Origin of the sequence: Albidovulum salinarum (assembly GCF_025673475.1) — a bacterium.
GTDB classification, from domain to species: domain Bacteria; phylum Pseudomonadota; class Alphaproteobacteria; order Rhodobacterales; family Rhodobacteraceae; genus Albidovulum; species Albidovulum salinarum.
Window position 1 is genome coordinate 41291 of the sequence record NZ_JAOVQO010000010.1, and the last position, 22266, is coordinate 63556.

The following is a 22266-nucleotide window of genomic DNA, read 5'->3' on the forward strand; positions in this document are numbered from 1 at the left end:
CACTAGGCGTCGGCCGAACGAGCTTCAAGTGCCCGTGAACGCCACCCGCACCCATACCAATGGCTTATACCGAAGGGAATTGTCTTAAAGGGCTCGCTGTGGACTAGTAGGAGTTCGCCCCCAACCGCGACGCGGCACCAGACCTGCGACCAACAGGAGACATACTATGAAGAAATGGTCCATTCTTCTCACCACCCTTGTAGTTGCCGGCGGACCTGCACAGGCAGAGTGGGGCTTTAGCGGCGCCCCGACGCCGAACGCTTTCGTGCAATCGGGGGATATGACGGTCGAATTGCAGTGCGACCGCATCCGGTTTGCCCCCGCGGCTTACGAGGACGCCCAGGACATCGTCGCCAAGCAGGGCCTGTCGATCAGGTTCATGAAGAACGGCTCGACCGAGGCCGGCGCCTTCCAGGTGGGCTCGGACAACGCCTCCGTCGGCATCGTCGACAACTTCCCGGTCGAGATCGTCTTTCTTGATGCCGCGGACCACTCCTTCGTCCTCGACGGGATCGCCCGAAACGCGGTGCTGAACCTGTCGATGATCGACCGGGAGGTCACCTACGGCCTCTTCGACCTCAAGGGATCGGGTGCCGCGGTCCGCGCGTTGCGGGCAGCCTGCGGTTCCGGGGCGGCGCCGGCCTCCTCCGCCTCAACGGAATCGGCTTCGATGGAAGCACCCGAAGGCATCGTCTATTGCGGTGGCGGTGGCATCACGCGGCAGATTGAATACGCGATCCTCGCGCAGCGCGACGGTGAATGGGATGCCATCGTCACCGTGAATGGTGAGAGCCAAAGAGCGATGACTGCGTACAGCTACTTCGGCAACAGCCCCGTACCGAAGGGTTTTCAGGTTGCGCTGCTGCTCGAGGATCGCGGCGAGATGCTGGTGTTCAGCGACGCCGGCGAGAACTGGCTCGAATACGGCGACTACACCTACCACCAGTGCAACTAGCCCCGGCGCGGCAACGCCCGGAACGATCGGTCTGTGCCCCTACCGATCCCACCGACGGACGATCTGCCGCAGCATCCCGTGCAGCGTCTGGACATCGGCCCGCGTCAGCGGCATCCGGCTCCAGAGGTTGCGCAGGTTGAGCTTCATCCCCTCGGCCTTCTGCGCCGGGAAGAAGAACCCTGCCTCCTCCAGCCGCTCCTCGTAGTGGTCGCCGAGGCGCTCAACCTCGATCGCCGGCGCCAGCTCGGTCCCGGCGAGTGCCAGCACTTCCGGCGCCGTCGCGTCCCCCTGTCGCCGCCACTCATAGGCGCAGAGCAGCACGGCCTGGCCGAGATTGAGCGAGGCGAAGTCCGGATTGACCGGCACCGAGATGATCGCGTTGGCGCGCGAGACATCCTCGTTCTCGAGCCCGGCGCGTTCGGGGCCGAACAAGACGGCGACCTTCTGCCCCGCGGCGATCAGCGCGCGGGCATGCTCCATCGCGCGTTCGGGCGTCATCACCGGCTTCGTCAGGTCGCGGTTCCGCGCGGTGGTGGCGAAGACATAGGCGCAGTCGCCGATCGCCTTGGGCAGGGTCTCGAACACCCCGGCATGGTCGAGGACCCGCCCCGCCGCACCCGAGGCCATCGCCACGGCGCGCGGATTGGGCCAGCCGTCGCGCGGATCGACGAGCCGCATGTGCGAGAGCCCGAAGTTCAGCATCGCCCGCGCCGCGGCGCCGATGTTCTCGCCCATCTGGGGGCGCACGAGGATGAAGGCGGGCTGAAGCTCTGACATGGCATATCCGTGGGTTTCGCGGCCTGATACGATGGACCGACCCATATCGCAAGGAGGCGGCGATGGCGTTTGACGAAGGCTTGGCACAGCTCATGCGCGACGATCTGGCCGGCGAGCGGGTGACGGAGCGGAAGATGTTCGGCGGGCTCGCCTTCCTGCTGGACGGCCACATGGTCTGCGGCGTCCACGGGGGCGGCGCGATGTTCCGGGTCGGCAAGGCGAACGAGGCCGCGGCCCTCGCGGTGCCGGGTGCGGCGCCCATGGCCTTCACGGGCCGCAAGATGGGCGGCATGATCGACCTCTCGGACGAGGCGGCGGCCGACGACGCCCGCCGCGGCCGGCTGATGACGCTTGCGCTCGCCTTCGCGAAATCGCTGCCGCCGAAAGAGCCCCGGTAGCCAAGCCGGGATTTCTGCGCTAAGGCCCATCCGACCAGAGACACCGGAGCCGGACATGGCCAGCGAAGACCGCCCGCAGATCTACCTCATCACGCCCCCCGACTTCGTGCTCGAGACCTTCCCCGACCAGCTCGCGCGGGTGCTCGATGCGACCGAGATCGCCTGCCTGCGCCTTGCCCTCGCGGGCTCCGACGCCGACCGGATCGGCCGCGCTGCCGACGCCGCCCGGCTCGTCGCGCACGAGCGCGACGTGGCGGTCGTGATCGACAACCACCTGCAGATCGCCGAGCGTCACGGTCTCGACGGCGTCCATCTCACCGACGGCGCCCGGCTGGTGCGCGAGGCGCGCAAGGCGCTCGGGGCGGATGCGATCGTCGGCGCCTTCTGCGGCGCCTCGCGGCATGACGGCATGTCGGCGGGCGAGGCCGGCGCCGACTACGTCGCCTTCGGCCCGGTGGGCGAGACGGCGCTCGGCACCGGCGCGCGGGCCGAGCCCGACCTCTTCGACTGGTGGACCGAGATGATCGAGGTGCCGGTCGTCGCGGAAGGCGGGCTGACGCCAGAGCTCGTCGCGGCCCTCGCCCCGGTCACCGACTTCCTCGGCATCGGCGCCGAGATCTGGTCCGACGCCGACCCGGTGGCGGCGCTCAAGCGGCTCCTCGCCCCCATCGCCTGACGGCGGCGCCTCAGCTGCCGTAGTCGGTACCGAGCGCGGTCTTGATCCGCGCCCGGACTTCCTCCTCGCAATGCCGCGCGAGGTCCTTGCGCGAGGCGAAGGCATCGACGCGCACTGGGGGATGGAACACCACCTCGACCGAGCCTTGCCGGGGCTGCGCCAGCGTCTTCAGGAGATGCGGCGCGAAGGCCATGTCACCCCACCAGCCATAGAAGCGCGGGCTCTGTCCCTCGGGCGCCCGGTAGAGGACACTGACCGGCTGGATCCGCATCTCGTGTTCGAGCCCGTGATCGTGGAACGCCGCGAAGAGCGTCGACTTGAACGGCAGCACCCGGCGGCCATCGGTCGACGTGCCTTCAGGGAAGAATAGAAGCCGGTGACCGGCGCGGATCCGGTCGGCGAAGAGCTCCTGCTGGGCCTTGGCCGCGCGCGGATCGCGGGCGATGAAGGCGGTCCCCGTCGCCCGCGCGAGCCAGCCGATCCCCGGCCAGCCCGCCACCTCCGACTTGGAGACGAAGTAGACGCACTGGCAGGCATTCAGCGTGAAGATGTCGAGCCAGGAGGCATGGTTGGCGACGATCGCGCCATGATCCCGCATCGGCGTGCCCTCGACCCGGAACCTGAGCCCGATGATCCCGAGCGCCGCGCGGCAGACCATGCGCGTGACATGGGGCGAGACCGGACGGTCCTGCCCGGCGAAGGGCCGCTCCACCAGCCGGATCGCGAGGAGGAGCGCGAGCCCGCCGTAGGTCACGACGCCGAGCACCCCGCCGCGCAGGGTCGCGAGCGCGATCCCGACCGGGCCGACGCGCATCCGGTCGCCCGGCGCCTCGGCGCGCCAGGTGGTCACGCCCGCGCCTCGTGCTTGCGGGTGTAGAACCCCTTGTGGCGGTCGCTCATCGCGGCGGTGTCCATCAGGAGCAAGACATCGGTCGTGTTGAACTCGCGGTCGATGAACGCGCCCTCGCCGACGAAGCCGCCGAGCCGGAGATAGGCCTTGATCAGCGCCGGCATCTCGACCATCGCCGCACGCCGGTCGAGTGCGTCGCGGGCGACGAGATCCATGCGCTGGAAGTGCTCCGGCAGGGCGCGGACGCGCAAGGCCTCGGGCGCAAGATGGTGGTGATGGAGCCATGACAGCGACATCCGCAGCGCCTCGACATCGGTGCCGTGGAAGCTCGCGACCCCGAACAGCACCTCGATCCCGTGCTCGAGCACATAATCGGCGAGCGCGTTCCATAGGAGGAACATCGCGGTGCCGCCTCGATACTCGGCATCGACGCAGGATCGGCCAAGTTCCAGCAGCCGCCGGCCCGAGGAGCGGAGCCGCGCAAGGTCGTACTCGCTGTCGCAATAGAAGCGGCCGAACGCCTCCGCCTGGTCGCCGCGCAGGAGCCGGTAGACCCCCACGACATGATCGAGCGCGGCCGCATCCCGGCGGCGGTCGACGAGGATCAGGTGATCGTTGACCGGGTCGAAGGCATCGCGCTCGAACCTTCCCTCGTGGTCGACGAGCGGCCCGTCGCCGCCAAGCTCCTCGACGAAGACCCGGTAGCGCAGACGCTGCGCGGCCAGAAAGTCGGTCTCTCCGGCGGCAAGGCGGACCTGGAAGTGCGTGGTGTCGGGGATCATCGCAGGCGCCCGGATATTGCGTCCCAAGGAATGGCGGAGGTTTTAGGCGGCGCCCCGGCCATTTGCAACAGAAGGCCGACGCGACCCCGCGTTGACACCCTCATAGGTTGTGATACCGTGCCATTGACAGCCGGAAGTTAATCATCGGGGTCCATGACCAGTACGAGTTCCACCCGCGTCCCGTCGATCACGACCTTGCCGGCGTGTTCGAAATTCACCGTGATCTTCAGGCCGATGCGCGACTGCACCTGGCCGAGCCCCCAGTCCTCATGGACCGGATGGCGCACCAGCATTCCCGGCTCCAGCACTTCGTTCACGATCCGCCCTCCAGCCCAAGGAGTCCCCGATGGCATTTGACAATCCCGACCTGACGGCCCTTCTCGGATCGCGCATCTGCCACGACCTTATCAGCCCTTTGGGAGCGATCGGCAACGGGGTCGAGTTGCTGATGATGTCGGGCGATGCCGCCGGCCCCGAGATCGCGCTGATCTCCGAGAGCGTGTCGAACGCCACCGCGCGGATCCGCTTCTTCCGCATCGCCTACGGCATCGCACCGCCCGGCCAGAGCGTGGCGCGGGGCGAGGTCCGTTCGATCCTCGACGACATGACCCGCGGCGGGCGGCTCTCCATCGACTGGCGCGTCTCCGGCGATGCGCCGCGGCCCGAGACCAAGCTCGCCTTCCTCGCGCTGCAGTGCCTCGAGACCGCCCTGCCCTTCGGCGGACGGATCACGGTCACGGCCGATGACGGCGGCTGGCGGATCGAGGCGCAGGCGGAGAAGATGAAGATCGACGACGCGCTCTGGGCGCGGCTCGACGGCGCGGCGCCGGGCCCCGTCTCCCCCGCCCATGTCCAGTTCGCGCTCCTGCCGGAAGAGGCCGCCCGGCTCGGCCGATGCCTGCGCGTGAGCCGCGCCGAGGGCCGGATCGCGCTCGGCTACTGACGCGCCTCTCCGGCGCAGACGACGCAAGTCATCGCCGCCGGGTCGATGTCGAGCCGGCCCGCGCCGATGAAATCGCCGCAGCGGGCGCACCAGCCGAACTCGCCCGCGCCGATCCGCCTAAGTGCTGCCTCGAGCGCCAGCCGTCGCTGCCCGCGCCGCGCCTCGAGCGCCGCCGCCATCGCCTGGCCCTGCAACGCGTCCATCCGGCTCAGCCGCCCGACGCTCTGCTGGTCGAGCGTGACCGGCGCACGATCCCCGCTCGTCGCCTCGCTCGCGGCGTCGAGCTCGGCCAGCTCGGTCTCGATCCGAGACCGGTAGCGGGCGGCAAGCTCGGCGTCGGTCGGCTCCGCGGTCACGTGCGCACGGTGCCGTCGCCGGTGACGAGATACTTGAACGAGGTGAGCTGCTCGGCGCCGACCGGGCCGCGGGCATGCATCTTGCCGGTGGCGATGCCGATCTCCGCGCCCATGCCGAACTCGCCGCCATCGGCGAACTGGGTCGAGGCGTTCCGCATCAGGATCGCGCTGTCGAGCCGGGTGAAGAACCGCTCGGCCGCCGCGTCACTCTCGGTGATGATCGCCTCGGTGTGGGAGGAGCCGTAGCGGCGGATATGGGCGATCGCCGCGTCAACGTCATCCACGACCCTGGCCGCGATGATCATGTCGAGAAACTCGCGGCCGAAATCCTCCTCCGCCGCCGGCCTGCTGCCCCGCAGCCCCTCGGCCCGGACCTCGACCCCCGCCGCCATCAGCGCATCGACGATCCCCTGCCCGAGCGTCGCGGCGACGTCGCGATGGACAAGCAGGCATTCCGCCGCGCCGCAGATCCCGGTGCGCCGGGTCTTGGCGTTCAGCACGACCTTCATCGCCTTCTCCGGGTCGGCGTCCTTGTCGACATAGACATGGCAGATGCCCTCGAGATGGGCAAAGACCGGCACCCGCGCCTCCTTCTGCACGAGGCCGACGAGCCCCTTGCCGCCCCGCGGCACGATCACGTCGATGAACTCGACCGCCCTGAGCATCTCCGCCACCGCCGCCCGGTCACGGGTCGGCACGAGCTGGATCGCCGCCTCTGGCAGGCCCGCCGCCTTCAGCCCCGCCACGAGACAGGCATGGATCGCGCGGGAGGAATGGAAGCTTTCCGACCCGCCGCGCAGGATCACCGCGTTGCCGGACTTGAGGCAAAGCGCGCCGGCATCGGCGGTGACGTTCGGCCGGCTCTCGTAGATCACGCCGACGACGCCGAGCGGCGTCCGCACCCGGCGGATGTGAAGCCCCGAGGGCATGTCCCACTCGGCGACCACCGCGCCCACGGGATCGGCCTGCGCCGCGACCGAGCGCAGACCTGCCACGATGCTGCCGATCCGCGCCTCGTCGAGCATCAGCCGGTCCATCATCGCCGGGCTGAGGCCCTTGTCACGGCCGAAGGCCAGGTCCTCGGCATTCGCCGCGATGATCGCCTCGCGCCCCGTCCAGACCGCGTCCGCCGCCGCCTCGAGTGCGGCGCGCTTCGCCTCGGGCGCCGCGAAGGCAAGCTCCGCCGCCGCCGCCCGCGCCGCCCGGCCGATCCCGGCCATCAGCGCCGCCATGTCGGAGATCTCCTGCATCTTCATCTTGCCCCCAATATCCCTGCCGGAGGCCGCGCGCGCCAGCGCGCTCCCCTCAGAACGCCATGTCGTCGCGATGCACGATCGGCCCGCGCCCGGCATAGCCGAGAATGGCCGCGATGTCACCCGAGCGCCGCCCCGCGATCGCGCGGGCCTCCTCGGCCGAATAGCGCACAAGCCCCTTGGCGAGCGCCTCGCCCCCGGGCCCGAGGATCGCCACCGGATCGCCGCGCCCGAAGGCGCCCGCAACCGCGGTCACCCCGGCGGGCAGGAGCGACTTGCCGGCCCCGAGCGCCGTAACCGCGCCGGCATCGAGCCGGATCTCGCCCCTCGGCTTCATCGCCGCGATCCAGCGCTTGCGCGCGACTTGCGGGTCGCCCTGGCCGAGGAACCAGGTCTTCGCCGCCCCCGCCGCCAGCGCCGAGAGCGGCCGCTTCACCGAGCCTTCCATGATCGCCATCGCGCAGCCGCCGGCGACCGCGGTCTTCGCCGCCATGAGCTTGGTCTTCATCCCGCCCTTGGACAGGCCCGAGACCGGATCGCCCGCCATCGCCTCGATCTCGGGCGTGATCCGCTCGACGAGGTCGAAGCGCCGCGCGGTCGGGTCCTCCTTCGGATTGGCCGAGTAGAAGCCGTCGACGTCCGACAGGAGCACGAGTTGGTCGGCCCCGATCGTCACCGCGATCTGTGCCGCGAGCCGGTCGTTGTCGCCGAAGCGGATCTCGTCGGTCGCAACCGTGTCGTTCTCGTTCACGATCGGCACCACGCCGAGGCCGAGAAGCATCTCCATCGTCGCGCGGGAATTGAGATAGCGGCGGCGGTTCTCGGTATCCTCGAGCGTCACCAGCACCTGCCCGGCCGTGAGCCCGTGCGGCGCCAGCACCTCCTCGTAGGCCCGCGCGAGGCGGATCTGGCCGACCGCGGCGGCGGCCTGGCTCTGGTCGAGCGTGAGGGCGCCCGCGGGCAGGCCGAGGACGCCGCGGCCGAGCGCGATCGAGCCGGAAGAGACGAGGATCACGTCGGCGCCGCGCGCCTTGATCATGGCCACGTCCTCGGCGAGACCCGCGAGCCAGTCGCGCTTCAGCCCGCCGGCACGGTCGACGAGAAGCGCCGAGCCGATCTTGACGACGAGCCGGCGCGCGGCGCCGATGTCGGGGGTCAGGGCTGCCATGTCCCCTCCTCGGGGCCATCCTCGGCCCGGTCCGCCGAAATCACCCGGTGAAGCGCGCGCAGCACCTCCGGTACGCCCGCGCCGGAGACGCCCGAGATCGCGTGGACCGGACCGCCGGAGGCCTTTTCAAGGCTGCGCCTGCGGTTGGCCAGCGTTTTCGCGTCGAGCGCGTCGATCTTGTTCAGCGCGGTGATCCGCGGCTTCTCGGCCAGCGTCCCGGAATAGGCCTCGAGCTCGGTGATGATCGTGCGGTAGTCCTTGGCGATCGTCGAGGAGGTGCCGTCGACGAGGTGGAGGAGCACCGAGCAGCGCTCGACATGGCCGAGGAACTGGTCGCCGAGGCCACGGCCCTCCGAGGCGCCCTCGATCAGGCCGGGAATGTCGGCCATGACGAATTCCTTGCCGTCGATGCCGACGACGCCGAGGTTGGGCACGAGCGTCGTGAATGGATAGTCCGCGATCTTCGGCCGCGCGTTCGAGACCGCGGCGAGGAAGGTCGACTTGCCGGCATTCGGCAGCCCGAGCAGCCCGGCATCGGCGATGAGCTTGAGCCGCAGCCAGATCGTGCGTTCCACCCCGTCCTGACCGGGATTGGCGCGGGAGGGGGCGCGGTTGGTCGAGGACTTGAAGCGCAGGTTGCCCCAGCCGCCGTTGCCGCCCTGGGCGAGGAGCACCCGCTGGCCGACCTCGGTGAGGTCGGCGATCAGCGTCTCCTCGTCCTCGTCGATGATCTCGGTGCCGACCGGCACTTTCAGCACGATGTCGTCGCCCGACTTGCCGGTGCGCTGCGAGCCCATGCCGGGCTGGCCGGACTTGGCGAAGAAATGCTGCTGGTAGCGGAAGTCGATGAGCGTGTTCAGCCCCTCGACCGCCTCGGCCCAGACCGAGCCGCCGTTGCCGCCGTCGCCGCCGTCGGGGCCGCCGAACTCGATGAACTTCTCGCGCCGGAACGAGACGCAGCCCGCACCGCCGCCGCCGGAGCGGATGTAGACTTTGGCGAGGTCGAGGAACTTCATGGCAGCGCTTTCCTTGGGGTCGAGTGGCGATAGCCCGTGGCGGCGGTTTTCGCAAGGGCGGCGGGGCGTCGGCGAAGGGTCGGCAAAACGTATGGCCCGGGCGCGTGGCGGGTTAAGGGGTCGGTCTCGCTTCGGGCGAAGGAAGCGCCCCCCCCCCCCCCCCGCACCCCCCGGGGTATTTCGGCAATGAAGAAGATGCGGTGGGGCGGCGCCGGATCCGGACCGGTGCCGGTCGCGCGGGAAGCCGGGTCTCTCGGGGACGCCGCGCCACGTCCCGGTCGAGCGCGACGGGTTACGGCGCCGGCCGCGCGGTGCCGAGGGGAGCGGCGTGCCAGTCCGCGCGGGTCAGCTCCATCCGGCGGATCGTGACCTCGCGGCCGAGGGGGCGGGCGAAGGCGGGCCCGGTGCCCCGGTAGGCAAAGCCGAGCCACAGCAGCACCCGGGCAGAGCGGTCGTTGCCCTCGAAATGGCCGGATGCCAGCGGGCCCGCATCGGGATCGGCAAAATGGGCCGCGACGACCGCGCCCGCCGCTTCCTGCATCAGGCCGCCGCCCCAGAACCGGCGCGCGAGCCAGTAGCCGAGATCGGGCTTCGTGTCGATCAGCCCGGCGAGGGCGCCGCCGTGGTCGATCGCCCAATGATCGGCGGTGCCGGCGTCCGACAGGAACGCCCGCGAGTCACCTATCCCATAGGGCCAGGGCGGCGCGGAGAGCCAGCGCGTGACCTCCCAGTCCGCGAGCGCCGCGGCGATCGCGGGCGCATCGTCCGGGATCGGGGGGCGCAGGATAAGCCGCGCCGTGTGGATCACGGCGCGGCGCGGCATCCGCTCAGGCCATCTTGCGCAGATAGGTCCAGGTCGGGACCGTGGCGCCGCGCGCGACCGAGAAGGCCTCGGCGTCGCCGAGGTATTCGAAGCCGCAGTTCGTCAGCACCCGGGCCGAGCCGGGATTGTCCTGGAAGACCTCGGCGAAGAGCGTGCGCGAGCGGTGCGGGTTGGCCTCGACGACGGCGCGGACCGCCTCGGAGGCGTAGCCGGTGTTCCAGAAGGCGGGCGCCACCCAGTAGGTGATCTCGCTCTGCTCGCGCTCCATATGGGTCAGGCTGACGAGGCCCAGGACCTCGGCATGGCCGCGCTCGGACCCGTCCATGACCCAGACATCGGTGTCGCGGCCCTCCGACAGGGCGCGGGTGATGAAGGCCTCGGTCGCGCCCGGCGGCAGTGGATTCGGGATCGCGCGGCTGCCCTCGGCGATCCGTTTGTCGGCCATGTACATCGCGATCAGCCCGGCATCCGAGCGCCGGAGCGCGCGCAGTACGAAACGTTCGGCCGCCAGGGCGGGTTGCACGACGATGGGTTCCTGGATCATGCCTTCCTTCCTCCCGAGAAACACAAAGCCGGAACGTGGCCCCCTACCGGCCCCGAACCCTGCATAACTCTCACCTCGACGCCTTTCCCGCTGCCGCGGTGGTGGCGCCTTGTTTGCCGATACACCCGAAATGGGGCGGGAGCATGGCCGGATCAATCCCCCTGCGCGCCCTCGCGGCCGATAATCGCGCCGACGATCGTGAACCGGATCCGCACGGACAGGGGATCCCGCGGAAACGAAAAGGACCGGCCTTTCGGCCGGTCCCCCTTACGATCGAACGGTAAGGCTTCGGCTTACTCGGCTGCCTCCGCCGCCGGGAGGACCGAAATGAAGGTGCGCCCCTTGAGGCCCTTCCGGAACGTCACGCGGCCTTCGGCGGTCGCGAAGATCGTGTGGTCGCGGCCCATGCCGACGCCCTCGCCCGGCCACCAGGTGGTGCCGCGCTGGCGCACGATGATCGCGCCCGGCTGGGCGGCCTGGCCGCCGTAGAGCTTGACGCCGAGACGCCGGCCAGCGGAGTCGCGGCCGTTGCGGGAGGAACCGCCTGCCTTCTTGTGTGCCATGGGGTGTTACTCCTTCGTCTTGGCCGCGGCCTTCTTGGCCGGGGCTTTCTTCGCCGGGGCGGCTTTCGCCTCGGCCTTCTTGGCCGAGGCCTTCTTCGCCGGGGCAGCCTTCTTCTCGGCCTTGGCCTCGCCGGCCGGCGCATTGTCATGCGCGGCGACGCGGGCGGCGGCGGTGCCGATCGCTTCCTTCACGCCCGACTTTTCCGCGCCCGAGGCGAGGATGTCGGTGACGCGGACGAGCGTCAGCTTCTGGCGGTGGCCACGGGTGCGCTGCGAGGAGTGCTTGCGGCGGCGCTTCCAGAAGGTGATGACCTTGTCGGCCTTGATGTCGTCGATGACTTCGGCCTGCACGGCCGCGCCCTTGACGAGCGGCTCGCCCAGCACCGGCTTGTCGCCGCCGACCATCAGGATCTCGTTGAACTGGACTTTTTCACCAGCGGCGGCGGCGATGAGTTCCACGCGGAGCACGTCGCCCGCCTGAACCTTGTACTGCTTGCCACCGGTCTTGAGGACCGCGAACATGGGTCTTTCCTTTCTCTGCCGCGCCCTGTGGCCCCGGTCTCGACCGGTGTTTCGGGTGTCCCCGCCTCGGACAGCGCGCCCCCGTTTCGGGGACGATCGTTGCAAACTTAAGAATCCCGGTCGGGGCATGGCCTCGCCGGGATGCGGGCTTATCGGGCAGGAGCGCCGCAAAGTCAAGTCCGGCGTGAAGCCGTTTCCGTGGTGGTTTTCGGTCCCGGCCGCGGCGGGTCAATCCGCGGGCGGCGCGCCGCCCTCGGCGCTGCGGCGGGCGATGAAAGCGGCGATGCGCTCGCCGCGCTCGGCCGCGCCCTCGGGGGGGCGGTAGTCGGCGAGCACCTGCTGCCAGATCTGCGTCGCGCGCTCGGTCGAGGTGCGGGCGCCGGCGGCCTCCCAGGTGCCGTGGTTCGAGAGATCGGCGACGAGGGGGGCATAGAAGGCGCGGTCGAAGCGGTCCATCGTATGCTGGGTGGCGAAGAAATGGCCGCCGGGGGCGACATCCTGCAAGGCGTCCCAGGCGAGGTCGTCGGGAGTGGAGGCCAGGGGCGCGCAGAGTTCGGCGATGGTCTGCAGCGCCTCGATGTCGTTGATGAACTTCTCGTAGCCAAAGGTGAGCCCGCCCTCGAGCCAGCCCGCGGAATGCACCGTCAGCGTGGCATTGGCCATGAGGTTGGCCCAAAGCCCCATGTGGTTCTCGCCCGCCGCCTGCATATCGGCGGTGTTGGAGGCGGAACCGGCGGCCGAGCGCCAGGGCAGGCCGACATGGCGGGCGAGCTGACCGGTGCCGATCGCCATGCGGATATGGGTGGGCGTGCCGAAGGCAGGCGCCCCGGACTTCATGTCGACGTTCGACGAGAAGCCGCCGTAGCTGACCGGCGCGCCGGGCCTGGCGAGCTGGGCGAGCGTGATCCCGGCGAGGCATTCGGCGTGCTGGAGGACCAAGGCACCCTCGACCGTCACCGGGGCCATAGCGCCGGAGAGGCAGAAGGGCGTGATGATCGAAAGCTGGCCGGCGCGGGCGAAGTCGATGATGCCCTCGGCCATCGGCTTGTCGATCTGGCGCGGCGAGTTGGTGTTGATCACCGTGGTGGCCCAGGCGCCGGCGGCGAAGTCCTCCTCCGGGAGCCCCATCGCGAGGCGGATCATCTCGAAACTCTCCGCGACCTGGGCGCGGCCGCGGGCATAGACGAAGAGGGGCTTGTCGGAGAGCGTGAGCTGGCCCTTCATCATCGCGTAGTGGCGCAGGGGCGCGGGAACGTCCTGCGGCTCGGCCGAGGGGCCGAGCTTGTGAATCACGTCGAAGCTCTGGTGCAGCTTCAGCGTCTCCAGATAGGTCGCGAGATTGCCGGGGCGGCGGCCGCGCAGCGCGTCGGTGGCGTTGGGGCAGCCGCCGGCGGGCGAGAAGATGAGGGCGCCCTCCTCGTAGGTCAGGTCGCGGTCGGAGTTCGGGGCGCGCATGCGGATGCTGCGCGGCGCCGAGGTGAGCGCGGCGGCGACGATGTCGCGGCCGAGGCGGACCATCTCGGTTCCCTCGTCGACGAGCGCCCCGCCGGCCGCGTAGAGCGCCCGCGCCTCGGGCAAGAGGACGCGCAGACCGAGTTCCTCGAGGAGGCGCAGCGCCATCTCGTGGATGGCGGCGACCCCGTCGTCGGAGAGCACCTTCTGCGGCGCGAAGGGGTGGCGGAGATGGCGGTAGTCCACGACCCGCGCCGGCGCTTCGGTGCGGCGCGCGGCCCGGCCCCGGCGGCGATGCTGTTGGTCCATGGCGCCTCCTTGTCGGACCCAGCCTTTCAGCCGGGCGGCGGGCGGTCTTTCCCGTTCGCGACATCGCCGCTGTCGGTCGGCGCGGGCGATCGCCCCCGCTCGGCGCTTTATTTCAGGCGCCCCCTTGCAGGTGTGGTGGCGCGATCCGCATCTAGGTCCGACGGCTCCCACCGACATAAAGGCCCACCATGTTCGACATCTGGCTCCCGCTCCTCGGCGGTCTCGTTCTCCTTGTCCTCGGCGGCGAGTTTCTGGTGCGGGGCGCGGTGCGCGTCGCCGAGCGGCTCGGCGTCTCGCCGCTGGTGATCGGCCTCACGCTGGTGGGCTTCGGCACCTCGATGCCCGAGCTCGTGACCTCGGTCCGGGCCGCGCTGGCCGGATCGCCCGGCATCGCCTACGGCAATATCGTCGGCTCGAACATCGCCAACATCCTCCTGATCGGCGGCACCGCGGCGCTGCTCGCGCCGATCGCGGTCAGCTCGGCCGCGCTCCGCCGCGACGGCGGCGTCATGCTGGCCGTCGCCCTGGCCTTCGCCGCGATCGCCTGGGCCATGCCGATGTCGCGCGGCGTCGGGCTGGTCTTCGTCGCGGCGCTCGCCGTCTACATCTATCTCGCCTTCCGGATGGAACGGGTGTCGGCGGGCGGCGATCACGGCGCGGCCTACGACAAGGCCGCGGCGCTCGAAGCCGTCGATCCCGCGGTCACCCCCTCGCCCGTGGCCGGGCCGGGCATGCCGCTGTCGCTTGCGACCGCGGTCGGCGGGCTCCTCCTCGTCATGGCCGGCGGCGGCTTCCTGGTCGATGGCGCGGTGGCACTGGCGCGGTCGATGGCGATCTCCGAGACCGTGATCGGGCTCACCATCGTCGCGGTCGGGACCTCGATGCCCGAGCTGGTGACCTCGGTCGTCGCCGCCATCCGCCGCCAGAGCGACGTCGCCTTCGGCAACATCGTCGGCTCGAACATCTACAACATCCTCGGCATCGGCGGTGCCACCGCGCTGATCGCGCCGACCGAGGTGCCCGAGCAGATCGTGGGGTTCGACATTCCGGCGATGGTATTGATGTCGGTCCTGCTGATCGCCGCCGCCTATACGGGTTTTCGCATCACCCGGCGCGAGGGGGCGGCGCTGCTCGCGGGCTACGGCGGTTATGTCTGGTGGATCTGGCCGGTCTGAGCCCGCAGCCGCTCGGGACCCGGGATGGCGGGGGGGGGGGGCGGGGCCGGGTTACCTGTCACGGGCGAGGCTTACCATTCCCTTCCGCGTCGCAGTCGCCGCCCCGGCATTTCGGCCTTCACGCCCCGCGAGATTTCCCCTAAACCGCTAGAACCACGCAATCCGGAGCGGCCATGCGCCTGTCGATCATCGAACGTTGCGAGGCCAAGGGCCTCAGGATGACCGAGCAGCGGCGGGTCATCGCGCGCGTCCTGGAGGAATCCGACGACCACCCGGATGCCGAGGTGCTCTATGCCCGCGCCTGCGCCGTCGACCCGAAGATCTCGCTCGCGACGGTCTACCGGACGGTGAAGCTCTTCGACGAGGCGGGGATCCTCGACAAGCTCGAATTCGGCGACGGCCGGGCGCGCTACGAGGATGCCGAGCGCGAGCATCACGACCATCTCATCGACCTCACGACCGGCGAGGTGATCGAGTTCGTCGACGCGGAGATCGAGGCGCTGCAGGACAAGATCGCCAAGCGCCTCGGCTACCGGCTGAAGGGCCACCGGCTGGAACTGTTCGGGGTGCCCTTGAAGAAGCCCTGACGCCCCGGGAGTGCAGCTGCGGGAACCGGCCGTCAGATCGCCGAAGCCCGGGATCCGCCCTGCCGTGATGCACGGGTTCGGCGCGCCCGGAACCGCCGCGACCGAGGCCGTTGCCGCATGCAGAAACGGTCAGGGAAAACGCCGTCTCCTCCCGGACCCGCGCAACAACGCCGTGTCGAGCGTCACGACGCCGGGGCTTCTCGCCACCGCCCTGGTGGCGGCGGGACGTTCGGTTTCGCGGGAAACCCGCCAGAGGTTTTCCTGCGCACCGGCGGCGTCTCTGACCCATTTCAGGAAAGAGGGGCGGTCGAACGTCCCACCCATCGCGTCCGCCAGCACCGCTTCCAGCGGGTTGAGGATGCCGTCGAGCCATGAACTCATTGCCGGCGCTCCCAGATCGGATTGCGGAAGGTGCCGTGGAGGTCCGCCGGCACGCCTTCGGGCCTGAAGAGCAGCGTCGAGGGGTATGGGTCGTGGTGGTTTACCCGGGACTGCTCCAGGCACCAGAACAGCAGCAGCACCAGCGCGTCGCGCCGCTCCGCGGTCCAGCGCATCGGCAGGCTGTGCGGTTCGGGGGCCACCGAGGAGCAGACGAACTCCTCGCCGAAGGTACGCAGGAATTCGTTCTCAGCTTTCCTTAGCACAGGCACCGGCAACTCGAACAACGAGGCGACACCGAGATGCTTGGCGACCCTTTCCCGCAGCCCCGGCCACGGCACGTAGGCCGTGACCCGCAGCAGCCAGCTTTCGCCGGGGGGCGGGTAGAGCAGAAACTCTTCATCGCTGTCGCCGCGATTTGGCTCGTTATATGGGGCGCCGAACATGCGCATGCCGGTCGCCAGATGCACCGTCCCGGGTTCGGCCGGCCAGCGTTTCGGATCGCCGCCGATGATCGGCCGATCCTCCAGTTCCGGCACCTCCACAGAGCCCCACATGACCATCACACGTCTCCCCCCGCCTTCGCCGCCTGACCCGTCGCCTCCGGCATCTCGTTCGCGATCCACCGTCACGCCGCCTGCCCCGCCAGCGCGATCCGGCCGCTTTTGTCCCCGAGTCCCATCGTCATCCCCGTTTTCGCAAGTGGTAGAGCGCCCTTGCCGCCCCGCCAAGGGGGCTTTCATCCCGCGCCGGGGGCCGAATTCGCTTGCGCGCGACGCCCGATTGCGCTCTGCACGGCGCGTCCGAATGCAAGGTGGCCCGCATGAAGAACCTCCACGGCATCCTTCTCGTCCTCTTCTCGATGGCCGCCTTCTCGGTCGAGGACGCCTTCATCAAGGTGCTGACCGCGAGCCTGCCGGTCGGCCAGGTGCTCATCTGCCTCGGCTTCGGCGGTGCGGCGGTCTTCGCGGCGCTGACCGGACCGGCCGGCTGGCGACGGATCGGGGCGGCGCTCGCGGTGCGCCAGGTGGCGCTGCGCAGCCTCGCCGAGGCGGTCGCGGCGGTCTCCTTCGTGACCGCGCTGTCGCTGGTGCCGATCTCGACGGTCGCGGCGGTCTTCCAGGCGACGCCGCTCGCGGTCACGGCGGGCGCGGCACTGGTCTTCGGCGAGGCGGTGGGCTGGCGGCGCTGGGGCGCGGTCGGCGCGGGGTTCGCGGGCGTCCTGATGATCCTGCGCCCCGGTCTCGAGGGCTTCCGGCCCGAGGCCGGGCTCGTCCTCGTCACCGTGGCGGCGATCGCGCTCCGCGACCTCGTCACCCGGCGGATCCCGGCCGAGGTGCCCTCGCTCGCGGTGTCGTTCCACGGCTTCTTCGCGCTCGTCGTCGCGGGCGGGCTCCTGCTCGTCCTCGGGCCGGCGCCGGCGGCGATCACCGCCACCGCGGGCGCGCAGATCGGCGCCGCGATCCTCTGCGGCACCGCGGGCTATTACGCGATCGTCGCGGCGATGCGCGATGCCGACGCCTCGGCGCTGATGCCGTTCCGCTATGCGCGGCTCGTCTTCTCGCTCGCGATCGGGGTCGCGGTCTTCGCCGAACGGCCCGACGCGATGACGCTCGCCGGGGCGGCGCTGATCCTCGCGGCGGCCTTCTACACCTATCTCAGGGAGCGGAAGGTGGCGCGCACCGCGGTGGCGGCGTGAACACTCTTCCCTCATGGCGCGCGAGCGCGTAAACACCCGGCCAAAAGCCATTTCCCGCCGAAAGGACCGACGAACATGAGCACCATCATCGACATCCACGCCCGCGAGATCCTCGACAGCCGCGGCAACCCGACGGTCGAGGTCGACGTGACGCTGGAAGACGGCACGATGGGCCGCGCCGCGGTCCCGTCGGGCGCCTCCACCGGCGCCCACGAGGCGGTCGAGAAGCGCGACGGCGACAAGTCGCGCTACATGGGCAAGGGCGTCCTCGAGGCGGTCGCGGCCGTCAACGGCGAGATCGCCGAGAACCTCATCGGCGAGGACGCGACCGAGCAGGTGGCGATCGACCGGCTGATGATCGAGATCGACGGTACCGAGAACAAGGGCCGGCTCGGCGCCAACGCGATCCTCGGCGTCTCGCTCGCGGTCGCCAAGGCGGCGGCGGATTTCACCATGCAGCCCCTCTACCGCTATGTCGGCGGCACCTCGGCGCGGGTCCTGCCGGTGCCGATGATGAACATCATCAATGGCGGCGAGCATGCCGACAACCCGATCGACATCCAGGAATTCATGATCATGCCGGTCGCCGCCCCCGACATCCGCGGCGCGGTGCAGATGGGCTCGGAGGTCTTCCACACGCTGAAGAAGGAACTGTCGGCGGCGGGGCTTTCGACCGGGATCGGCGACGAGGGCGGCTTCGCGCCGAACCTCTCCTCCACCCGCGACGCGCTCGACTTCATCCTGAAATCGATCGAGAAGGCCGGTTACCGCCCGGGCGAGGACATCTATCTCGCGCTCGACTGCGCCTCGACGGAATACTTCAAGAACGGCAAGTATGTGCTTTCCGGCGAAGGGAAAACTCTCACGTCCGAGGAGAACGTCGCCTATCTCGAGGCGCTGGTGAAGGACTACCCGATCATCTCGATCGAGGATGGCTGCGCCGAGGATGACTGGGCGGGCTGGAAGCATCTCACCGACGTCCTCGGGGCGAAGTGCCAGCTCGTCGGCGACGACCTCTTCGTCACCAATCCCGCCCGCCTCGCCGAGGGCATCGCCAAGGGCTGCGCCAACTCCATGCTCGTGAAGGTCAACCAGATCGGCACGCTGACCGAGACCCTGCAGGCCGTCGACATGGCCCACCGCGCCCGCTACACCAACGTGATGTCGCACCGCTCGGGCGAAACCGAGGACGCGACCATCGCCGATCTCGCGGTCGCGACCAACTGCGGCCAGATCAAGACCGGCTCGCTCGCCCGCTCCGACCGGCTCGCGAAGTACAACCAGCTGATCCGCATCGAGGAAATGCTGGGCGAGACGGCGGAATATGCCGGCCGCTCGATTCTGCGCGGCTGATATCTCTATTGTCCAAATACCCCCGCCGGAGGCAAACCCGCCTCCGGCGGGTTTTCTTTTTAGATCAATGGATTGCGCGACAAAGCTAGCCGGTCACTCGATCCCGCCGCGGCGGATCACCCGTTCCGACAACTCGGCATAGGCGGCGCGCCAGGCCTCTTCCAGCTCGGGTGTGAACTCGCCGCCGAGCTCGTTGCGCAGGGTCTCGATCAGCGCCTCGCCCATCGGTGCGAAATGCGCGGCCTTGACGCCGATCAGGGCATGGCCGCGGCCAAGCTCGGCGAACCGCTCGCCCAGCGCCTCGGGGCTTTCGAGGTTCTCGATCACGATGCCGAGCGTGGTCATGAACTTCATGCCCTGACCCGCGAGGTCGTCGCGGAACATCGCCCGGAGCGAGGGGTCGCGGCGGAACAGCGCCTCGTAGAAATAGACCGAAGCGGGTTCGAGCCGTTCCCTGAGCCGGTGAAAGCTTTCGCGGATCATCGCGGACTGCCGCGCGGTTACCGTCATCTATTGTCCTTTCTGCTTGTTTTCGCACCACTTTGCCTAACCCGGCAGGGGCGCGCCTTGACCCATCTCAAACCCCGCGGCCCGCTTGCCGGTGAGCGGGGTTTCGGCGAGGATGCGCCATGACCTCCGAGGACAGTATAGCGCATCAGGGTGGAAAACCGCATGGGGAGATCGACCACCGGTCGTTTCTCGCCGCGCTGCCCGTGGCCGAGAAGGCGGCGCTGACCGGGACGAGCGACCGCGCGGGGCTCGTCCATCTGGCGCTGCATGGCGGGCTCATCCTTCTGACTGGCGCGCTCATCGCGCTCCGCGTGCCGTTCTGGCCGCTCCTCCTGCCGGTCCAGGGCGTGCTGGTGATCTTCCTCTTCACGCTCGAGCATGAATGCACGCACCGCACGCCGTTCCAGTCGGCGCGCCTCAGTGATTGGGTCGGTCGCGTCTGCGGCGTCCTGATCCTGCTGCCCTTCGAGTGGTTCCGCTACTTCCACCTCGCGCATCACCGCTTCACCAACATCCCCGGCCGCGATCCCGAGCTCGAGGGCGAGAAGCCGACGGATATGCGCGGCTGGGTCCGGCATGTCTCGGGCCTGCCGGTCTGGTGGGCCAACGCGCGGCTTCTTTGGCGGCTGGTGCTCGGGCGCGAGCGGCCCGCCTTCCTGCCCGACGCCGCGCGCGGCCGCGCCGAGCGCGAGGCGCGTGTGATGCTCGCGCTCTACGCGGTGGCGGCGCTCACGCTTTTCTGGTCGCCGGTCCTCATCTGGGTCTGGCTGGTTCCGGCCCTCCTCGGCCAGCCGTTCCTCCGGCTCTATCTCCTCGCCGAGCATGGCGACTGCCCGACGGTCGCGAACATGTTCGAGAACACCCGAACCACCTTCACCACCCGGGTCGTGCGGTTCCTCGCCTGGAACATGCCCTACCATGTCGAGCACCACGTCTTTCCGGCGGTCCCGTTCCACAAGCTGCCCGCACTGCACCGGCTGATCCGGGACGAGCTGAAGGTCACCGCCGACGGTTATGCCGCCTTCACCCTCGACTACCTCGCCCGCCGCCGCTGAGGCCGGGCACCGGCCCGCAATGTACCCGCCACAATGTTCGCATGGCGCCGCCCCGCCCGATCGGGTAGGCAGGCGGTGTTCCCGATCCCGAGCCCGCCGATGACCGATACCCCGATTCAAGCCCCGAAGAACGACGACAGCCTCGCCGGCTTCGGCTTCGCGCTTTCGGCCTATCTGCTCTGGGGTTTCCTGCCGCTCTACATGAAGGCGCTGGCCCATGTGACGCCGGCCGAGGTCATCGCCCACCGGGTGCTCTGGTCGGTGCCGGTCGCGGGCCTGATCCTCGTCGCGCTCGGCCGCACCGCGGACCTGCGTGCCGCACTCCGCAGCCCGCGCATGGTCGCGATGGCGGTGGTGACGGCGGCGCTCATTTCGCTCAACTGGGGCATCTATGTCTGGGCGATCGGCTCGGGCCAGGCGCTCGAGGCAGCACTCGGCTATTACATCAATCCGCTCTTCTCGGTCCTCCTCGGGGCGGTGCTTCTGCGCGAAAGGCTTAGCCCGGCGCAATGGCTGGCGATCGGTCTCGCCGCGGTCGCGGTGGCGATCCTGACCGTCGAGGCCGGGCGGCTGCCCTTCGTCGCGCTGGCGCTGACTTTGACCTGGGGTTGCTACGCATTTCTCAAGAAGAAGCTGCCGATCGGACCCAATCAGGGCTTCATGCTCGAGGTGCTGCTGCTCACGCCCGCGGCGCTTGCCTATGTGATCTGGCTGGCCGCAAAGGGCGAGAGCCATTTCCTGCAGGGCGTGCCCTTCGACACGGCGATGCTTCTCGGCTGCGGCGTGGTGACCGCGATACCACTTATCCTCTATGCAAATGGCGCGAAGCTCCTCCGGCTCTCGACCATCGCGATCATGCAATACATCGCGCCAACGATGATCTTCCTCACCGCGGTCTTCGTCTTCGGCGAGCCCTTCGGCAGCGCCCGCGCCGTGGCCTTCCCGATGATCTGGGCGGCGCTCGTTCTCTACACCGGCTCGATGCTTAGCCAGTCGCGGAAGCGGCGGCGTCGGGCCGGCTGACCCGCCCCCCGCCGACCGCGGCCGCGACCCCGGTGGTCGTGGCGCAGGAAGTCGGCAGCCCGCGCATCACCCGCACCGCGAGATGGGCGAAGGCCTGCGCCTCGAGCATGTCGCCATCAAGGCCCGCGGCCTCGACCGGCTCGACCGGGCAGTCCATAAGGCGCGCGAGCATCGCCATAAGCGTTTCGTTGTGGCGCCCGCCGCCGGTGACCAGAAGCCGCGAGACCGGGGCCGGGAAATGCTCGGCCCCCCGCGCTACGGCGGCGGCGGCGGCGGCGGTGAGGGTCGCGGCGGCATCGGCGTCGGCGAGATGTTCGACCGCGGCGAGGAGGCCGTGGAAGTCGTTCCGGTCGAGCGATTTCGGCGGCATCCTGCGGAAGTAACGGTGATCGAGGAAGCGGGCGACGACCGCCTCGTCGGGCTTGCCTCCGGCGGCGAGCGCGCCTCCCTCGTCGAGCGCAAGGCCGCGCCGCGCCTGCATGAGATCGTTGACCGGCGCATTGGCGGGGCCGGTGTCGAAGGCGAGGCAGGCGCCGGGCGCGTCCGGCGCGGGCGCGGTCGGGTCAAGCCAGGTGAGGTTGCCGACCCCGCCGAGGTTGAGGAAGGCGAGGGGCTGAGTGGCGCCGATCCATTTCGCGCAGGCGAAATGGAAGAAGGGGGCGAGCGGCGCGCCCTGCCCGCCCATTTCCACATCGGTCGAGCGGAAATCCCACACGACCGGCAGGCCGAGCACCTCGGCCAGAACCGCGCCGTCGCCGGCCTGATGGGTGCCGCGCCCGCCCGGATCATGGGCCAGCGTCTGGCCGTGGAAGCCAACGACCTCGGTCTCGCCCGCGAGGGTGGAGAGAAGCCCGGCATGGGCGGTCTCGACGACCTCGGCGGCCTCGGCGACGCCCGCCTCGCCGGGCCAGCGGCCGAGCGCGGCGCGGATCACCTCGCGCTCTGTATCCGAATAGGATCGGTAGGCGGCGCGGCCGAAGGCGTGAATGCGCTCGCCATCGGTTTTCACCAGCGCCGCGTCCACCCCGTCGAGCGAAGTTCCCGACATGGCACCCAGAGCCCAGACCGCCTTTGCCTTCATCATGCCCTTTCCCTCGGA

26 protein-coding genes and 1 pseudogene are annotated in these 22266 nt (G+C 69.7%); 10 read left to right on the top strand and 17 right to left on the bottom strand.

The annotated features are described in order from the left end of the window. The first annotated feature begins 166 nt into the window (after window positions 1–166). A complete protein-coding gene (locus OEZ60_RS11670) occupies window positions 167–955 on the top strand; it encodes a hypothetical protein (protein ID WP_263336272.1) in 789 nt (262 codons plus the stop codon). 39 nt (window positions 956–994) lie between these two features. Here OEZ60_RS11670 and OEZ60_RS11675 read toward each other — a convergent pair whose 3' ends face one another. Next, window positions 995–1732, bottom strand: coding sequence for an RNA methyltransferase (locus tag OEZ60_RS11675; protein WP_263336275.1), 738 nt, complete (start codon window positions 1730–1732; stop codon window positions 995–997). A gap of 62 nt (window positions 1733–1794) precedes the next feature. Between OEZ60_RS11675 and OEZ60_RS11680 the strand changes: the two genes are divergently transcribed. Further along, entirely contained in the window at window positions 1795–2130 is a 336-nt protein-coding gene (locus tag OEZ60_RS11680) for a TfoX/Sxy family protein (protein WP_263336278.1), read from the top strand. Window positions 2131–2185: 55 nt separating this feature from the next. Then, window positions 2186–2806 carry a thiamine phosphate synthase gene (locus OEZ60_RS11685; RefSeq protein WP_263336281.1) on the top strand — a complete coding sequence of 207 codons (621 nt, stop codon included), beginning with the start codon at window positions 2186–2188 and terminating at the stop codon, window positions 2804–2806. Window positions 2807–2816: 10 nt separating this feature from the next. Here OEZ60_RS11685 and olsA read toward each other — a convergent pair whose 3' ends face one another. From olsA to OEZ60_RS11700, 3 genes are all read right to left on the bottom strand, one after another. Then, on the bottom strand, window positions 2817–3656 hold the full coding sequence (gene olsA, locus OEZ60_RS11690; protein ID WP_263336284.1) for a lyso-ornithine lipid O-acyltransferase: 840 nt from the start codon (window positions 3654–3656) through the stop codon (window positions 2817–2819). Next, window positions 3653–4438, bottom strand: coding sequence for an L-ornithine N(alpha)-acyltransferase (gene olsB / locus OEZ60_RS11695; RefSeq protein ID WP_263336571.1), 786 nt, complete (start codon window positions 4436–4438; stop codon window positions 3653–3655). The genes olsA and olsB overlap by 4 nt, the downstream gene beginning before the upstream one ends. A gap of 137 nt (window positions 4439–4575) precedes the next feature. Further along, complete coding sequence (locus tag OEZ60_RS11700) at window positions 4576–4755, bottom strand: DUF3553 domain-containing protein (RefSeq protein ID WP_263336288.1); 180 nt, start codon at window positions 4753–4755, stop codon at window positions 4576–4578. A 29-nt stretch (window positions 4756–4784) separates the two neighbouring features. On the opposite strand from OEZ60_RS11700, the gene OEZ60_RS11705 reads away from it, so the two are divergent. After that, entirely contained in the window at window positions 4785–5381 is a 597-nt protein-coding gene (locus OEZ60_RS11705) for a histidine phosphotransferase family protein (protein ID WP_263336291.1), read from the top strand. Here the strand turns inward: OEZ60_RS11705 and OEZ60_RS11710 are convergent. The 9 genes and pseudogenes from OEZ60_RS11710 to OEZ60_RS11750 all read right to left on the bottom strand — a co-directional run bounded on the left by OEZ60_RS11710 (window position 5375) and on the right by OEZ60_RS11750 (window position 13387). Then, on the bottom strand, window positions 5375–5737 hold the full coding sequence (locus OEZ60_RS11710) for a TraR/DksA family transcriptional regulator (protein ID WP_263336294.1): 363 nt from the start codon (window positions 5735–5737) through the stop codon (window positions 5375–5377). The genes OEZ60_RS11705 and OEZ60_RS11710 overlap by 7 nt on opposite strands. Next, window positions 5734–6987, bottom strand: a complete 1254-nt coding sequence (locus OEZ60_RS11715) for a glutamate-5-semialdehyde dehydrogenase (RefSeq protein ID WP_263336572.1) — start codon at window positions 6985–6987, stop codon at window positions 5734–5736. The genes OEZ60_RS11710 and OEZ60_RS11715 overlap by 4 nt, the downstream gene beginning before the upstream one ends. Window positions 6988–7042: 55 nt before the next feature. Continuing rightward, a complete protein-coding gene (gene proB, locus OEZ60_RS11720) occupies window positions 7043–8158 on the bottom strand; it encodes a glutamate 5-kinase (RefSeq protein WP_263336298.1) in 1116 nt (371 codons plus the stop codon). Further along, window positions 8146–9174 (bottom strand): GTPase ObgE, encoded by a 1029-nt coding sequence (gene obgE / locus OEZ60_RS11725; RefSeq protein ID WP_263336301.1) that lies wholly within the window; start codon window positions 9172–9174, stop codon window positions 8146–8148. Before obgE ends, proB begins: the two co-directional genes overlap by 13 nt. Before the next feature lie 292 nt (window positions 9175–9466). Beyond that, a complete protein-coding gene (locus OEZ60_RS11730) occupies window positions 9467–9997 on the bottom strand; it encodes a GNAT family N-acetyltransferase (RefSeq protein ID WP_263336303.1) in 531 nt (176 codons plus the stop codon). A 4-nt stretch (window positions 9998–10001) separates the two neighbouring features. Then, a complete protein-coding gene (locus OEZ60_RS11735; RefSeq protein WP_263336305.1) occupies window positions 10002–10541 on the bottom strand; it encodes a GNAT family N-acetyltransferase in 540 nt (179 codons plus the stop codon). A 293-nt stretch (window positions 10542–10834) separates the two neighbouring features. Then, window positions 10835–11104: a 50S ribosomal protein L27 gene (gene rpmA, locus OEZ60_RS11740; protein ID WP_263336308.1), complete on the bottom strand. Its 270-nt coding sequence runs from the start codon at window positions 11102–11104 to the stop codon at window positions 10835–10837. Between the two features lie 36 nt (window positions 11105–11140). Beyond that, window positions 11141–11626, bottom strand: a pseudogene (gene rplU, locus OEZ60_RS11745) (50S ribosomal protein L21); the annotation flags it as partial. 228 nt (window positions 11627–11854) lie between these two features. Further along, entirely contained in the window at window positions 11855–13387 is a 1533-nt protein-coding gene (locus OEZ60_RS11750; protein WP_263336311.1) for a trimethylamine methyltransferase family protein, read from the bottom strand. A 188-nt stretch (window positions 13388–13575) separates the two neighbouring features. Here OEZ60_RS11750 and OEZ60_RS11755 point away from each other — a divergent pair, with 188 nt between their 5' ends. After that, complete coding sequence (locus OEZ60_RS11755) at window positions 13576–14562, top strand: calcium/sodium antiporter (RefSeq protein ID WP_263336314.1); 987 nt, start codon at window positions 13576–13578, stop codon at window positions 14560–14562. A 173-nt stretch (window positions 14563–14735) separates the two neighbouring features. Further along, complete coding sequence (locus OEZ60_RS11760; RefSeq protein WP_263336317.1) at window positions 14736–15149, top strand: Fur family transcriptional regulator; 414 nt, start codon at window positions 14736–14738, stop codon at window positions 15147–15149. Window positions 15150–15278: 129 nt separating this feature from the next. On the opposite strand, the gene OEZ60_RS11765 is transcribed toward OEZ60_RS11760, so the two are convergent. After that, window positions 15279–15530, bottom strand: coding sequence for a hypothetical protein (locus OEZ60_RS11765; RefSeq protein ID WP_263336319.1), 252 nt, complete (start codon window positions 15528–15530; stop codon window positions 15279–15281). After that, window positions 15527–16090: a hypothetical protein gene (locus OEZ60_RS11770; RefSeq protein WP_263336320.1), complete on the bottom strand. Its 564-nt coding sequence runs from the start codon at window positions 16088–16090 to the stop codon at window positions 15527–15529. Before OEZ60_RS11770 ends, OEZ60_RS11765 begins: the two co-directional genes overlap by 4 nt. A 260-nt stretch (window positions 16091–16350) precedes the next feature. Here OEZ60_RS11770 and OEZ60_RS11775 point away from each other — a divergent pair, with 260 nt between their 5' ends. Together OEZ60_RS11775 and eno are read left to right on the top strand one after the other, a co-directional pair. Then, on the top strand, window positions 16351–17226 hold the full coding sequence (locus OEZ60_RS11775) for a DMT family transporter (protein WP_263336322.1): 876 nt from the start codon (window positions 16351–16353) through the stop codon (window positions 17224–17226). 75 nt (window positions 17227–17301) lie between these two features. After that, window positions 17302–18579 (top strand): phosphopyruvate hydratase, encoded by a 1278-nt coding sequence (gene eno / locus OEZ60_RS11780; protein ID WP_263336324.1) that lies wholly within the window; start codon window positions 17302–17304, stop codon window positions 18577–18579. 93 nt (window positions 18580–18672) lie between these two features. Here eno and OEZ60_RS11785 read toward each other — a convergent pair whose 3' ends face one another. Further along, the gene (locus OEZ60_RS11785) at window positions 18673–19089 is read right to left on the bottom strand and encodes a globin domain-containing protein (RefSeq protein WP_263336327.1); all 417 of its coding nucleotides are present in this window, start codon (window positions 19087–19089) and stop codon (window positions 18673–18675) included. Window positions 19090–19208: 119 nt separating this feature from the next. Between OEZ60_RS11785 and OEZ60_RS11790 the strand changes: the two genes are divergently transcribed. Together OEZ60_RS11790 and rarD are read left to right on the top strand one after the other, a co-directional pair. After that, window positions 19209–20144, top strand: a complete 936-nt coding sequence (locus OEZ60_RS11790) for a fatty acid desaturase (protein ID WP_263336330.1) — start codon at window positions 19209–19211, stop codon at window positions 20142–20144. Between the two features lie 99 nt (window positions 20145–20243). Beyond that, window positions 20244–21167, top strand: a complete 924-nt coding sequence (gene rarD / locus OEZ60_RS11795; protein ID WP_263336336.1) for an EamA family transporter RarD — start codon at window positions 20244–20246, stop codon at window positions 21165–21167. Here the strand turns inward: rarD and OEZ60_RS11800 are convergent. Next, window positions 21130–22251, bottom strand: a complete 1122-nt coding sequence (locus OEZ60_RS11800) for an anhydro-N-acetylmuramic acid kinase (RefSeq protein WP_263336338.1) — start codon at window positions 22249–22251, stop codon at window positions 21130–21132. The genes rarD and OEZ60_RS11800 overlap by 38 nt on opposite strands. Window positions 22252–22266: the final 15 nt, after the last annotated feature.

Bases quoted from the DNA above. Each gene is read 5' to 3' on its own strand.
- OEZ60_RS11670 (WP_263336272.1), top strand. From the start codon at position 167: ATGAAGAAATGGTCCATTCTTCTCACCACCCTTGTAGTTGCCGGCGGA.
- OEZ60_RS11675 (WP_263336275.1), bottom strand. From the start codon at position 1,732: ATGTCAGAGCTTCAGCCCGCCTTCATCCTCGTGCGCCCCCAGATGGGC.
- OEZ60_RS11680 (WP_263336278.1), top strand. From the start codon at position 1,795: ATGGCGTTTGACGAAGGCTTGGCACAGCTCATGCGCGACGATCTGGCC.
- OEZ60_RS11685 (WP_263336281.1), top strand. From the start codon at position 2,186: ATGGCCAGCGAAGACCGCCCGCAGATCTACCTCATCACGCCCCCCGAC.
- olsB (WP_263336571.1), bottom strand. From the start codon at position 4,438: ATGATCCCCGACACCACGCACTTCCAGGTCCGCCTTGCCGCCGGAGAG.
- OEZ60_RS11705 (WP_263336291.1), top strand. From the start codon at position 4,785: ATGGCATTTGACAATCCCGACCTGACGGCCCTTCTCGGATCGCGCATC.
- OEZ60_RS11715 (WP_263336572.1), bottom strand. From the start codon at position 6,987: ATGCAGGAGATCTCCGACATGGCGGCGCTGATGGCCGGGATCGGCCGG.
- proB (WP_263336298.1), bottom strand. From the start codon at position 8,158: ATGGCAGCCCTGACCCCCGACATCGGCGCCGCGCGCCGGCTCGTCGTC.
- obgE (WP_263336301.1), bottom strand. From the start codon at position 9,174: ATGAAGTTCCTCGACCTCGCCAAAGTCTACATCCGCTCCGGCGGCGGC.
- OEZ60_RS11730 (WP_263336303.1), bottom strand. From the start codon at position 9,997: ATGCCGCGCCGCGCCGTGATCCACACGGCGCGGCTTATCCTGCGCCCC.
- OEZ60_RS11735 (WP_263336305.1), bottom strand. From the start codon at position 10,541: ATGATCCAGGAACCCATCGTCGTGCAACCCGCCCTGGCGGCCGAACGT.
- rpmA (WP_263336308.1), bottom strand. From the start codon at position 11,104: ATGGCACACAAGAAGGCAGGCGGTTCCTCCCGCAACGGCCGCGACTCC.
- OEZ60_RS11750 (WP_263336311.1), bottom strand. From the start codon at position 13,387: ATGGACCAACAGCATCGCCGCCGGGGCCGGGCCGCGCGCCGCACCGAA.
- OEZ60_RS11755 (WP_263336314.1), top strand. From the start codon at position 13,576: ATGTTCGACATCTGGCTCCCGCTCCTCGGCGGTCTCGTTCTCCTTGTC.
- OEZ60_RS11760 (WP_263336317.1), top strand. From the start codon at position 14,736: ATGCGCCTGTCGATCATCGAACGTTGCGAGGCCAAGGGCCTCAGGATG.
- OEZ60_RS11765 (WP_263336319.1), bottom strand. From the start codon at position 15,530: ATGAGTTCATGGCTCGACGGCATCCTCAACCCGCTGGAAGCGGTGCTG.
- OEZ60_RS11770 (WP_263336320.1), bottom strand. From the start codon at position 16,090: ATGGTCATGTGGGGCTCTGTGGAGGTGCCGGAACTGGAGGATCGGCCG.
- OEZ60_RS11775 (WP_263336322.1), top strand. From the start codon at position 16,351: ATGAAGAACCTCCACGGCATCCTTCTCGTCCTCTTCTCGATGGCCGCC.
- eno (WP_263336324.1), top strand. From the start codon at position 17,302: ATGAGCACCATCATCGACATCCACGCCCGCGAGATCCTCGACAGCCGC.
- OEZ60_RS11785 (WP_263336327.1), bottom strand. From the start codon at position 19,089: ATGACGGTAACCGCGCGGCAGTCCGCGATGATCCGCGAAAGCTTTCAC.
- OEZ60_RS11790 (WP_263336330.1), top strand. From the start codon at position 19,209: ATGACCTCCGAGGACAGTATAGCGCATCAGGGTGGAAAACCGCATGGG.
- rarD (WP_263336336.1), top strand. From the start codon at position 20,244: ATGACCGATACCCCGATTCAAGCCCCGAAGAACGACGACAGCCTCGCC.
- OEZ60_RS11800 (WP_263336338.1), bottom strand. From the start codon at position 22,251: ATGATGAAGGCAAAGGCGGTCTGGGCTCTGGGTGCCATGTCGGGAACT.